This is a genomic window from Bacillus sp. FSL K6-6540, assembly GCF_038007545.1.
In genome coordinates this window covers 1,138,188-1,151,565 of sequence record NZ_JBBOXH010000001.1, presented here as the reverse complement: position 1 = coordinate 1,151,565, position 13,378 = coordinate 1,138,188, and the positions used below count along the sequence as shown (strand labels likewise).

At 56.1% G+C, this 13,378-nt stretch carries 9 protein-coding genes; 2 read left to right on the top strand and 7 right to left on the bottom strand.

The annotated features are described in order from the left end of the window. The first annotated feature begins 29 nt into the window (after window positions 1-29). Window positions 30-962, top strand: a complete 933-nt coding sequence (locus MHH82_RS04965; RefSeq protein WP_340963872.1) for a hypothetical protein — start codon at window positions 30-32, stop codon at window positions 960-962. 121 nt (window positions 963-1,083) lie between these two features. On the opposite strand, the gene ilvA is transcribed toward MHH82_RS04965, so the two are convergent. Together ilvA and MHH82_RS04955 are read right to left on the bottom strand one after the other, a co-directional pair. Beyond that, window positions 1,084-2,352, bottom strand: coding sequence for a threonine ammonia-lyase IlvA (gene ilvA / locus MHH82_RS04960; RefSeq protein ID WP_009592278.1), 1,269 nt, complete (start codon window positions 2,350-2,352; stop codon window positions 1,084-1,086). Between the two features lie 147 nt (window positions 2,353-2,499). Next, window positions 2,500-3,402: a LysR family transcriptional regulator gene (locus tag MHH82_RS04955; RefSeq protein ID WP_012819115.1), complete on the bottom strand. Its 903-nt coding sequence runs from the start codon at window positions 3,400-3,402 to the stop codon at window positions 2,500-2,502. 147 nt (window positions 3,403-3,549) lie between these two features. Here MHH82_RS04955 and MHH82_RS04950 point away from each other — a divergent pair, with 147 nt between their 5' ends. Beyond that, the gene (locus tag MHH82_RS04950) at window positions 3,550-4,641 is read left to right on the top strand and encodes an oxidoreductase (protein WP_012819114.1); all 1,092 of its coding nucleotides are present in this window, start codon (window positions 3,550-3,552) and stop codon (window positions 4,639-4,641) included. Window positions 4,642-4,721: 80 nt separating this feature from the next. Here MHH82_RS04950 and MHH82_RS04945 read toward each other — a convergent pair whose 3' ends face one another. From MHH82_RS04945 to MHH82_RS04925, 5 genes are all read right to left on the bottom strand, one after another. Next, on the bottom strand, window positions 4,722-6,608 hold the full coding sequence (locus tag MHH82_RS04945) for a DUF2264 domain-containing protein (RefSeq protein ID WP_340963864.1): 1,887 nt from the start codon (window positions 6,606-6,608) through the stop codon (window positions 4,722-4,724). A 102-nt stretch (window positions 6,609-6,710) separates the two neighbouring features. Beyond that, on the bottom strand, window positions 6,711-7,847 hold the full coding sequence (locus MHH82_RS04940) for a glycoside hydrolase family 88 protein (protein ID WP_340963862.1): 1,137 nt from the start codon (window positions 7,845-7,847) through the stop codon (window positions 6,711-6,713). 18 nt (window positions 7,848-7,865) lie between these two features. Next, entirely contained in the window at window positions 7,866-9,830 is a 1,965-nt protein-coding gene (locus tag MHH82_RS04935; RefSeq protein WP_340963859.1) for a heparinase II/III family protein, read from the bottom strand. A 58-nt stretch (window positions 9,831-9,888) separates the two neighbouring features. Beyond that, entirely contained in the window at window positions 9,889-11,511 is a 1,623-nt protein-coding gene (locus tag MHH82_RS04930) for a response regulator transcription factor (protein ID WP_340963856.1), read from the bottom strand. Further along, window positions 11,504-13,315 carry a cache domain-containing sensor histidine kinase gene (locus MHH82_RS04925; protein ID WP_340963853.1) on the bottom strand — a complete coding sequence of 604 codons (1,812 nt, stop codon included), beginning with the start codon at window positions 13,313-13,315 and terminating at the stop codon, window positions 11,504-11,506. Before MHH82_RS04925 ends, MHH82_RS04930 begins: the two co-directional genes overlap by 8 nt. Window positions 13,316-13,378 lie beyond the last annotated feature (63 nt).

Sequence of the window (13,378 nt, the reverse complement as noted above, 5' to 3'; positions counted from 1 at the left end):
GGGTAATGTGTGGTAAGGGAGGAAAAACCATGTTAAAGTCGAAAAAATCCGCGATTGCTGCCATCCTTGCACTTATTCTATCGATCCAGACCGGCGTTATCGCTAGCGCAGCACCTGCATCCCAAGCTGGCTCAAATGCAGTTTCAAGCAAAGCTACCGCCTTCGGCAATGCCGTGTACAACAAAGCCAATAAACTGCTAAAGGAATCCGACGTGGCTTATGCCAAGTCTTACATCACCAAGCATATCCGCAGCGTGACCGCGTATCAGGCGACCATGCTGGTGCTTAAGCTGGAGAATGCGATGAATGATGCGCTCCCGGCAAAAACCGACAAGGTGTACGAAATCGGCATTCAGGATAAACTGATGAACTTGTACAAATTCGGGGAGCCGATTAATACCACCATTAACAAAACCAAGGATGAAACGCTCCGAAAGGTGCTCATCAACCTGCGCGACAGCGGCTACAGGCTGTATACGACCGAGGGCGTGATCTTCCCGATCATCGACTATACCACGCTGAAGCCATACAAGCCTTATATCAACAAGGATATTCAGGCCTATATCGACATCATGGTCGTTGAATCCGAGAAGCCTGCCGTCAGTGATGCCGCTTTGGTGATCCCATGGAGCGAGGTCATCGATCGGGGACTAACGCAAGAGGCCTTTATCAGTGCGCACCCCAAATCCAATCGGACTGCGGACGTGAAGCTGAAGCTTCGATTCACCGAGCTTAGCTTATACTACGGTTATAACAACACGCCGCTGTTCAAATACGAGGACAATCTGCTGGACCCGGAAGTGCGGCAAGCATTCGGTAAAGTACTGAAGGACAGCGACGCCGTTTCCAAAAGCGCGCTTCTCAAAAAGCTCAAGTCCTGGTCCGACGTGCTGGAAAGCAACAATGACAAGCTGAACCAGGAAGTGGAGCGGTACCGTGCCAAGGCGGTTCCGATTGACTGAGCCATCCTGGCGTTAACGGCGGGTGACGCCATGGACCACAAGAGGGCCATACATGAAATAACTAGAAAAGCCGGAGTTCCCGTTAGGGGAATCCGGCTTTTTATGGTGTTCCATGTACCTCTTAAATCAGCAGATTGAACAGGTTCATGTTCTTGTTCAGCTCCGTGTAATCCAGTCCCTTGCGCTGCATCCGCTCCACCAGCGGGCCGTAATCCTCCGGCCTCAAGAGCTCGATGCCCACCAGGGCAGGCCCGTCTTCCTTGTTATGCTTCTTCGTATACTCGAAGCGCGCGATATCGTCGTCGGGACCGAGCACTTCCTCCAGAAACTCGCGGAGTGCACCCGCACGCTGCGGGAAGTTGATCATGAAGTAATGCTTCAGCCCTTCGTAAATCAAGGAGCGTTCCTTGATTTCCTGCATCCGGTCGATATCGTTATTGCCGCCGCTGATGATGCAGACGACCGTTTTCCCGCGAATCCGGTCCCGGTTCATATCCAGGGCCGCGACGGCCAGCGACCCCGCCGGCTCCACAACGATCGCATTCTCGTTATACAGCTCCAGGATGGTGGTGCAGGCCTTGCCTTCCGGTACCGTCACGATATCGTCCACCAACTCGCAGCAGATGTCATACGTCAGCTGCCCGACGCGTTTCACTGCAGCGCCATCCACGAATTTGTCGATCTCATGCATGGTGACGACTTCGCCCTGCTTCTTGGACTCGATCATGGACGCTGCGCCAAGCGGTTCAACGCCGATGACTTGCGTCGTTGGGCTGACGGTTTTGACGTACGTTGCCACGCCGGCTGCAAGACCGCCGCCGCCGATGGTGACAAACATATAGTCGGCAGGCGCGTCCAGCTCCTCCATAACCTCCATCCCGATCGTGCCGTTGCCCGCGATGATCTTCGCTTCATCGAACGGGTGGATAAAGGTCATGCCGTACTCGTCGCATGCCTTAATCGCTTCGGCATATGCATCATCGAAGGTATCCCCTGTCAGAATGACCTCGACGCTGCCCCCGCCAAAACGCTTCACCTGCTTCACCTTCTGGTTCGGGGTCGTGCTCGGCATGTAAATCTTGCCTTTGATATTCAGCGCGTTGCAGGAGAAAGCCACCCCTTGCGCGTGGTTGCCCGCGCTTGCGCACACAATGCCGTTGCTGCGTTCTTCCTCCGACAAGCTGCGAATCATATTGTAAGCGCCGCGGATCTTGAAGGAGCGAACCACCTGCAGGTCCTCGCGCTTCAGATAGACTTCGCAGTCATACTTGGCTGACAGTACTGCATCCCGCTGCAGCGGCGTGCGTACGATCACTTCGCGAAGCACGTGGTGTGCGCGCACGATGTCCTCCATGCTGACTGCCCGTTTTGCCGTATACGTCTCTTCCATTCTCTCGATCACACTCCCACTTCGCTGCCAGGTAAACGTTGATCCATCCGCTACCCTTATTTACGTATTTCTATCATTGTATCACTTTTCATGAAAATATCCCGCCCTTTTCTGGCAAGCTTTCGCAAACTGGTGATGTTTTCAAGTTCAGGAGGCATGAATTCCAGTGGAATTCAGACCGCCCGCTTCTCTGACGCATTCCGCGAAAGCGGCAAACGCCTTGCTGCGGAATGATTCATTGCGACGGAGCAGCCGGGTCGTGGCGCTGCGATACTCTTCCGGTACGGGGTAGGTCCTTAATCCTGGATCGGACCAAGGAATCGCCGATGCCGGTAGAAGCGCGCAGCCCAGTTTGGCCCGTACGCAACTGAGCATCGTTTCCAAGGTGCTGATTTCGATCATGTTCGCTGCGGCGATCCCTTCGCTGCTAAGCCATTCTTCGTTAGACTTCCGGAACGGACATCCCTTAGGAAATACGATCCAAGAAGCGCCCGTTAGTGCGAATGCCTCGAATGCCCCCTCTGCTTCGGATTCCTCCGACGAAACAAGCAGCGACACCTCCTCCCGGATTTCCAGCTCGCTCTCCAGCAGCGACATATCATAATCACCGGTAATGAACGCACCATCTAATCTTCGGCTGAGCATGCCTTCATAATGCTGTGGAGATGTTCCGCTAACGAGAGATAGCGCGACCTCCGGATAGGTTCGTTGAAAGTGGGACAAGGCCTGAATAAAGGATTGCGATGTCGCCATCGTCTCCACGACGCCGATCACAAGCGGACCGCTTGGATAGAGCGGCTCCTTCACGGCGGCAACAGCTTCCTCAGCCATGTCAAGAATCTGCTTGGCATATCGGTAGAGAACGAGCCCCTTCTCCGTGGGCGAGACTCCTTTGGGATGCCTATCGAACAAAGGAACACCCAGCTCGGATTCCAGCTTGCGTATGCGCGCCGTCACGTTGGATTGCACATACCCCATCTTCTCGGCAGCGCCTGATACGCTGCCTTCCTCCACAATGGCGGCAATCATCCTCAGATCCGTTAAGTCCATCCAGTTCACCTTCTCGGTATCATTTTTATTGATACATATATTAATTTCTATCATTTTACAGTATAGACCATGCGAAATACAATCAGATCATACACTTACAAGCGTCGGTCGCCATAAGACTGATCAGCAATTGAGGAGGACAAAACCATGCATTCATATCCCAACCTGCTAACCGAAGCTTCATTAGGATCTTTGAAACTGCCCAATCGGGCCGTGCTCTCCCCTATGACTAGAACGAGCGCAGATCCGAATGGCCTGGCTAACCACCGAATGATCCGATACTATCAGAGATTCGCAAAAGGCGGGTTCGGTCTGATCATTACGGAAGGCCTTTATCCGGATGCCGTACAGAGCCAGAGCTATCTCAACCAACCCGGCATGGCCAATGACCAGCAGGCCGCGTCCTGGAAGCCTGTCATCGAAGCTGTTCATCGGGAGGGGAGCAAAATCATCGCGCAGCTGATGCACGCCGGCGCCTTGGTTCAGCATGAGCGATTCGTCCCGGTTGCGCCTTCTGCGGTGAAGCCGGTGGGCGCCATGCTTGAGGATCATGGAGGAAGCGGCGAATTCGCCACCCCTCGGGAGTTAACGCAGCCTCAGATTAAACAAACGATCCAAGATTTTGCGCAAGCGGCACTCCGAGCCAAGGCTGCTGGATTCGACGGGGTTGAAATCCATGCGGCAAACGGCTATCTGCTCGATCAATTCATAACCGATTACACCAACCGCAGAACGGATGAATACGGCGGGGCCACGGAGAATCGGATTCGAATTGTCGTTGAGGTGTTGGAAGCCATTCGGGCAGCCGTTGGCCCGGATTATATCGTGGGCGTTCGGGTTTCCCAAGGCAAAGTGAACGATTTCCATCATAAGTGGGCACAGGGAGTGGAGGATGCCCAAACGATATTCGGTAAATTGAGCGGGGCATCGCCATCTTACATTCACACGACGGAGTACAAAGCTTACGCCCCCGCTTTCGCTGAGGGCGAGACCACCTTGGCCGAGCTTGCCGCAACATACGGCGGCGTTCCCGTCATCGCGAACGGCAAACTCGGCGAGCCGGCGGTCGCAGAACGAATCTTGGCTTCTGGCCATGCGCATTTCGTTGCGATCGGCACCAGCGCCTTGGTCAACCCGGATTGGGTGAATAAAGCTCGGGCAGGGACAGAGCTGCGGCCCTTTGATCACCAATTTCTGCAGCCCATCGCCACGATCAGGGAGGATGAGGTGCTTATATGAAGCGCACGAAAGCCGGGGGTCATCATTCCCCCGGCTTTCGTGGTTTAAATTAATATTGAAGGCGTATGACGGCAAGCCCGTTAGTCCATCGGAATCACGATGATATTCCCCGTCTGCGTCGTAATTTTAATCTCACGCTGTCCTATCTCTACGCCCAGCCTTTCTTTCACGTCTTCCATGGAAGGCTCCTCAATGGAGGGAGTGCCGGAAGCGCTGGGGGTGCCATGCACGGCCGCGATGAGCCAATGGGTTCCGGGTTCGAGCGCCGCCCTCAACGTAGGAATGACGGTGCGGGGACGCAGGAGATTGGTATTGGCATGGGGATAGATGAGCTCTGCCGTATCGTAACCAAGCATGCCATAGATGGCACTCGTGCCGAAGGTGCCGGAAGCCGATGCTGCCCCGTCTCCCGTTCGGGAGCTGTTCAGTAATCCCAAGCCTAAAGCAAACCCGCCCTCGGCAGCATCGAGCATTCGTTCCGTACTGATCCGATGGATGCGAATATGCCATGGCAGCCCTGCCGCTATCCAGGTCCTTACCTCGACGTCTCTCCACGGCTTCCATTTTGCGTACAGCACATGCTCCTGAATCCGCGTCTCCTCGCATAAGCGCTTGACCCGGAACAGCCGATCGCCTTCGCTAAGGGCAAGCATGGAATCGAAAGCTCCCTGGGCCAGTCCCCATTCCGCCCTCGGCACGCTGAACGCAAAGGCGGTAGAGTAGACGAACTTCTCGTACTTGGCGGAAGTATGCGTATGCTCGTTGGTAGACGGGTGGCCCGTATTGAACGCAGCCACGTGGCCGGTCTGCGGCTCGCGGCAAAGCACCAGATGTGCAGGCTCCTGTACCGAAATACGTCCTGTCTCCGCCAGCTCCTGCTCCTCTGCCGACCAGAACGGATCCCCGTCCGGCAAAGCCAGGATCAGGAACGTCTTCAGCGACCAGTACACGGAGCCAGCCGCGTTATAGTTCTCCGACATGATTCGGTTCGGGTAAGCGTAGCCCACCGTCAACACGCCGTCCCGGTCGAATATAGGCTGCTGAAACCACCATCTGAGATTTCTAAGGACCAGTCCTTTCAGCTGGCCCGGACTAAACCCGTCCAGCCCGGCATAAGCCGCAGCCGACCAGAAGGCCGACTGCGCAAAGCGGTACGTCAAGCTGCGTCCGTAAGGAACGGCCGCCCCGTCGGGAGCAAACCATTGGATGAAATCGCGTGCAAACAATGCCGCCCGCTCCCTGTAGCGCCCGGCGCGTTCCGGATCTTCGTCTCCCATCAGCTGCGCATAGATCAAGCCATAGAAATGAAAAGCATACGGCACGTAATAATCACAGTGCCCCCCGATCCCGTCGCTATACCAGCCTGCATCCAGATAAAATTCCTCAATGCGCTGGAGATTGTTCTCCAGCTGTCCGGCATCGTAGGGTAAGCCTGCTTTGCGGAAACCAACGTTGACAAATACATGGAAGAACAGCCAATTGCAATCATAGCAAGGATGATGGTTGATTTGATCGAGCCACTGATAGAGGTTGGCCTTCTCCTTCTCGCTCAGCGGCTGCCAGATGCGGTCCGGAATCAGGGCAAAGGCCAATCCGAACACCGCCATCTCCACCAGCCGTTGATCATAGTCATTAACCTGCCCCCAGTACTCCGCATGCTCCGGATCCGTCCCTGCGCGTATCCCTTGCAGGCACAGCTCCCACAGCTCGTCATGGGAGCCGCCGGCAGCGGCGGGAACGAGCCCCCACAAGACGCGAGAGAAACCCTCCATCTCCGCAATATCGGCATAGGCATCGGCGCCCGAACGCTCTAGGATCAAGCGTGCGCTGCCCTCGCTGTAGCATTTGCTTAAAGGCTCCAGCAGCTGCGAGAGCGCCTCCTGCACGTCCCGTCTTGTTCGCAGCGGATTCCGCGCGACCGGATGGATCAAGCCGTCCTCGGAATTCCAAGTAACCTGAATGCTCATCTTAAATGCTCACTCCATTTCCGGAATGCTTCTTCTAATTCCCTTATCCTCTTCCTTGCCTTACTTCTACTATTTCCTTCCAGAGCGCCGCTTCAATCTCCGTTATTCCCAGTAAAACGGCCCCTTCCCTCTCAGCCGCGCCAGTCCTTCCACAAAGAAAAAGTCGCCGTAAATCAGGGGCACGTCGATATTCTTGCCCTCCGGATAGTGGCTGGTTCCATGGAGTATCAGCCCTTCCTCCCCATCGTTGTCCCATGTGCCGTAATTCCAGTAGAGCGATTTCAGAATCCGGACCGCTGATGTCCGGTATACGGCCGCCTGTCCCGGCTCCACCTTGTCAGCCATCAGCAGCAGCCCGCTGGCGGCGCAGGCACCGGCGGACGAATCCCGGTAGATGCGGGCATCGTCCGGCGCGCGGAAATCCCAGAACGGCACATGGTCTTCCGGCAGGTTCGCCAGAAAGAAATGCGCCACCGTTTTGGCCGTATCGAGGTATATCGACTTGCCCGTATGATGGTAGGCAAGCGTCAAGCCGTAAATCGCCCACGCCGTTCCCCTGGACCAGGCGGATTCCGGCGCAAAGCCCTGCCCGCCGATCCCTTCCAGGCGCTCACCGGTAACCGGATCGTATCGTACGATGTGATAGACGGAACCGTCCGGCCGGACGAAGTCCCGGACCACCGTGTCCATATGCGCTTCGGCCATATGCCGGTAGCGGGGATCGCCGCTGATCTGCGACGCCAGGAATAACAGGGGCGTATTCATGGCGCAATCGATGATCGCGAGGCCCGAGTTATCCTCCCCTTCCGACCACGGATTCCAGGCTCGGATATACTGTCCCTTCAGGTTGAAGCGTGCAGCCAGGTAGTTGGCTGCCTTGAGCGCGCGTACCTTGGACTGTTCGCTGCCGGTCAGCTTGTAGGAAGCCATGCTGGTCAGCGTCCACATGAAGCCGAGATCATGGTCCAGACGCACATATTGGTTCAGTACGTCATCCAGAATGACCTCGCACTGCTCGGCGGTTGTTCTAAGCTCCGCCACCCCGCTATCGTTGTACAGAAGCCACAGCATGCCCGGCCAGAAGCCGGCTGTCCACCAATGCGGCGGCTCCAGCTGGTAGACGCCATTCTGGCTGGCATGCGGAAACCTCGCGCCGATCCGCGCTACGTTCCGCCGCGTCTTCGCAAGCGATTTTTCCCATGCCTCCGTCAACCAATCCAAAGCGACCTCCGTTTTCATTCCTCTCCACTCCTCTGTTCATATGAATTGAAATCTGAAATCGATATTCGCATGCAAGCCAAGGGCCTTCACTTTAAAATCCACGGCATACCAAGCTGCTTCCTTGCCGAAGTGATCACGGAAAACATGGCGTGTCAGCTCAGGCTCCACAAGGTCGTTATCATAGTGGATCAGCAGGCCGGGCCTGTCATCCACGGAAAAGGCAGGATCCGGCTTTGTGTCCTGTACCTTAGGCTGCTCCCCGGTCCCTTCTTCAGCTGCAATCGGCTCCTTCTTCTTTTCTAAGGCCTGAACGACTTCTGGTCCTCCTGCCTCTGCTTGCTCATAAGTACCCGGTGCCCGCAACCTAACAGCCTGCCGGCCATCGATCAGTACCAGCTCGGGCCGTATCCTGGTGACGATCCGCTCCACCAGACTCTCCGGGGGCGAACCGAACGTAAACCGGTCGCTCAGCGTCAGTTCCGGCCGGTTCCCCTGCTTGTTCCACTCCAGCGTCCTCGTGAATGACTGAAGCGCAGGAACCCGGTAGGCCGAGGTCAGCTCAAGCGCAAGCCGATCCACGGCTTCACCCGTCACCGCTTCCCATACAACCGCGGCGCTATCCGGGCCCTCTTGCTGAACATGGCCGTCGATGATCGGCACGGAGTGGCCTTGGGAGCCGTTGCAATCATAGCCATACCGTCCTTCGCCGAAATACTCTGCCGTGTATTCGCCGCAGCCGAGATCCGAGCACCAAACTTCCCCGGCGCCGTACAGGATAAAATGCCCAAGATCATTATGATTGTGCGGCTCGCCGTTGCTGCCGCCCTTGGCGGCAAACGCGTACACCTCGCCTCCATGGGAAATGCGGGAGATCAGCCACTGGGCATCGGGCAAATAATAACTTGCCTCTTCCCAATCGCTTCCCGCCAGCAAGGGGTTCCGCCAGATCAGGTTGCGCAAAGCCGGAGCCCAGCGGCTGCAATGGTCGTCGCGGTAACCCGACCGGAGAGACTGCGGCGGAGACTCGAAGTCCCCGTACAATCCGGCCAGATAATGAGACAAGCCGATATGTACCGTGCTTTCCGGCTGCGAATCGGAGAAGTTGACGACGGCCTTGCCTCCCAAAAAGCCCTGCTGCTGAAACAAGGCGATGCGGCCGACCTTCTCCGATCGGAACCAGTCCATCTCGCCTCGGGTGCGCTTGCGCAGCAAATCGGCATAATACACGAAATACCCGAACCCGTAATTCCAATATCCCAGCCCTTCCAGACAGGCTCCATCGGAGCCAAAGCCCTGCAGGTAATAGTCCATGCACCGCTCCGTCTTCAGCAGAACCTTCGCAAGAGATTCCCCGCTTTCCATAAGCAGCAGCGCCGCGGAGCCGATTGAACCGGCACAGACGGCAGACCAATTATGCGTCGCCGTCTCCCAGCCGTGCTCACGGCTTAGGAAAGGGAGGAACAACCGCGCTTCAACCTCCTCCCCGATTCTCGAGATCAGCAGCGAAGGCAGACGGTCCCGCAGTAGCACGCGGATTTCGCTGAGGGTAAACCCGGTCTCGGCGCTGAACAGATCAATCGTCCCCTTGATGCCGCCGGGCGATTCCGCGTTCAGATGCGCCGGCAAACACCAGGTATACTCATCGCAGATGGACCAGATCATCTCCTGGAGAGCAATCCGGTACGCTTCCTTATCCGGCTCGAGAAGTGTCAGCAGGGCAAAGGTATTCAGCCGGCGCCTACGCTCGAAATACACCTTCTCATAATCCAGCCTCGTTCCCTGCCGGGCAAACCGGGTGAATAAGTCATACGTCAGCGCCGGGTTCGGGACAGACAGCAGCCGCTCCCCTTCCTCCCGAATCTCGGATATGTCCTGCTCGTAATCCCCGCTTCGCTGAATGCCTTCCCAGAATGACCTCTGGTCCCCGCCTAGGTAATACATCCGCAGATCGGCGGGAGCCATCCCGTTCGCAATCGTTGTTAGCTCCTGCATCCTGTTCATCGGACTAAAACCTCCTCCCCATTTCGACGCCCGTTCAGACGCCCGTTTCAACTCCCGTTCAACCGTTCCGGAACTCTACGGGGGTTACTCCCGCATACGCCTTGAATGTCTTACTGAAATAACTCACATTGTCGTAGGCCAGACTTTCGCAGATTTCCCCGACCGTGCGGTCTGTCTGCTGCAGCAGCTCCTTGGCGCGCTCCATCTTCATCCGGGTAACGTATTCGATGAAGGTGACGCCGGTTTCTTTCTTGAACATGCGGCTGAAATAGCTCGGATTCAGGTGCAGGCAGCCGGCAACGTCATCCAGCGTGATCCTCTGGTCGAGCCGAAGAGACACGTATTTGCAGGCCTCCGCTACTTCCGATCTTCTGCTGCCCCCGAATCCTCGATCCATAGCCTGCATGGTGGATTCCAAATAATCGTGAAGCCAGGATTTCAGCTCGTTCAGGGAATCCATGTCCATGATCTCTTTGTGCAGCGCATCCGCCGTATAGGCGGGTGACAGCGAATGCAGGAGATGAAGCCTCAGCTTCAGATCCAGCAGCAGCTTCAATACCCAGTCCTTGACCGATTCCGGTGCGTACCGCTTGCCTTGAATCCATGAGATCCACCGATCAACCGTATCGCGCGCCGCGCCGGAGCCCTCTTTGCCGAGCAGCGATTCCCGCAGCTCCGAGCTGGCCCGGTCATAATAAACGAAGAGATCGGGATCCCCATGCAGACTTTTCTGTTCAAGCGCTCCGTTCAGTTTGGATATCTCAAGCGGCTCCAGATAGAATCGTTGATGCCGGCTGGCCAGCAGTTCATTGAGCCCTGCCTTTAAACCTTCTGGATCGGCACAGCCCCGGCCGATCAGGAACGACATGCGGATTCGCAGCACGCGCTCGAGCGTTCGCTGCACCTCCTTCAGGCAGGCGGCGGCCTCATCGTAAATGTTGCTGCCCAAGCCGGGCCGATACGCGAAGAGGAGCAGCGAAGACTTTGCATCGTATATGACATGCACCGCACTCGGATTCAGTTGCTCCAGCACCTCCCGCAGCACGTTGCCCAGGGCAAAATGCAGCGTCTGGTTGGAGGCGAAGCGGTGTTTGATATCCCGGACATCCTCCAGATGTCCGACCGCGGGCAGGCAGTGATAACCCGGCTTCAGCACTCCGTACTCCGACAGCTCATGCCGCCATGTTTCGGGGGACAGCAAGGGCTGGTGTATGAAATTTTTGAGGCTCTGTTCCTTCCGCAGCTCCTTGGATTCGTCCACCAGATGGATCATCCGCGACCGCTCCCAGCCCTTCTGGGCCTCCTCGTCCATTGCCTGCTTGAACCGCCTCAGCAGCTGTGCCAGCTCCTCGGGGTCGAGCGTATCCTTCAGCAGATAATCCTGCACGTTCAGGCGCATGGCCTGCTGGGCATATTGGAATTCGTTGTGGCAGGACAAAATGGCGATCCGCACATCGGCCTTCACTTCTTTGATGCGTGCGGACAGCTCAAGCCCGTTCATTTTTGGCATGCCGATATCCGTAATCAGAATGTCCGGGGGCGAAGATTTCGCCTCCTCCCAAGCACTCATTCCGTTCTCATAGCTTCCCATCAGATTCAAGCCCAGCTCATTCCACGAGATGGCCTCCGACAACAGCTCAATGACCGGGTAATCATCGTCCACCAGCATCACGTTATACATCCGCATTCCCTCTTTCCGGTATATACATCTCGATCACCGTTCCTTGGCCAGGCTCGCTGTAGACGCGACATTGAAAAGCCTCGCCGAACACCATGCTCATCCGTTCCATCACATTTTGCAGACCGATATGGGAGAAGCTGCCTCCGCTTGCCTCCTCCTGCATCGAAGATCCGGCGGAGCCGCCCTGGATTCTCCGGGCAATCGATTCCCTCATCGCAGCATCCATGCCGATGCCGTCGTCCTTCACCGCCAGCACGAGATGCCTGCCCTTCATGGCGGCTGCAATCCGAATCGTCCCTGCCTGCTGGTTGAGCCCATGGATTAATGCATTCTCCACGATCGGCTGCAGAAAGAAGCGCGGCACCTTGAAGAGGAAAGCCTCCGGCGCGATATCCAGCTCCAGCCTGACCTCCTCCTTCTGCCGAAGGTTCATCAGGGCGACGTAATGCGAGATCAGGTCGATTTCTTCGTGAAGCGCAATCTCGTCCTCCTCGCGGCTGATCGTCATGCGGAGCAGCACGGACAGGGAGCCGATCATCTTCGCGCTTTCGGGATCGCCTCGTTTCATGACCTTCATCCGGATCGAATTCAGGACATTGAACAGAAAATGGGGATGGATCTGGGCTTGGAGCATTCGGAGCTCCGCTTTGCGTTTTCTCGCCTGGTTCTCGGATATTTCCGAGATCATGGCTTTGAACCGGTCCAGCATGTCGTCGAATAAATGACCCAGCCGTCCAACCTCATCATTGCCATGAACATTCGACCTGACTTCCAGGTTTCCGCGCTGTACGGCGGTTGCCACTTTGCCGAGCTTGACTAACGGCTTGGTAAACGCGCGGACAAGTCCAATGAGCAGCAGCAGAAAGATCAGGAAGGAGCACATCTGGAACCAAAACACCCGGTTGAAAATCGAGTTGATATTGACGATCGCATCCTTGTACGGCTGCATCAGCACCAGGCGCCATCCGGCAAACGGAATGTCCTGGTGTACCATCAGCTGCTTCTCCCCTTTCATCGGCACGATCGAATACGGCTTTTCTTGATCCAAGTCATCGTGATATGCAAAGGTCGTTCCGATCTGGCTCTGATGAGTGCCGGAAACGATGGTTCCCTTGGCATCCAGCAGCACCATATCGTTGCCTTCCGAAAGGGAGTTGAAGATCCCGCTGATCTGATCCTCCATGAACGTCACGATCACGTAGCCGTATATCTCGGAATCCGGCAGCCGGAGCGTGCGCACCATCGATAGCTGCGTCGGATGATCGATCTGGTCGGGGCGGAACATCGTGGCTTCCGGCTCCGTCCATAGGGACTCCAAGCCTTGCAGCTCCAAAATCTGGCTGAACCAGGGGCGCTGCCTGTAATCGAGCGGATTGTAATCGCTTACGGAATAATTCATGTAATAGGAGCCGTTCTCTAGGATGACGGTCACATAACTTTTCTCGCCGACGACCGTCAAGCTGTCCAGATGCTCCAATACCCGGTTGGATTCCATGAACCTGCGATAAGGATCCGGGTCTTCATTGCCGGAGACCACCTGCTTGAAATAGGAATTCAAACCGGAATTCATCTGGATGTAGTTGGCGATATTGATTTTGCTCTGAAGCAGATTCGTGACCGATCCTCGGACAAGCTGAAGGGCATCGCTTGCATTGGACACCGCCTGCTGCCGCAAGGCTTCTTTCGTTAACGAATTATACAGGATCAAGCTGACGATGGCGGGAACGACGATACAGGTTATCGCAGCCAATATCAGCTTATGCCTGATGGATCTCGGGATCAGGCTCTTCAATCGTGCGGGCATAGGATCCACCTCGGGTATGGCGTGACGGGAATGATGTACGCGAATTCAAAAAAAGGGACGAAG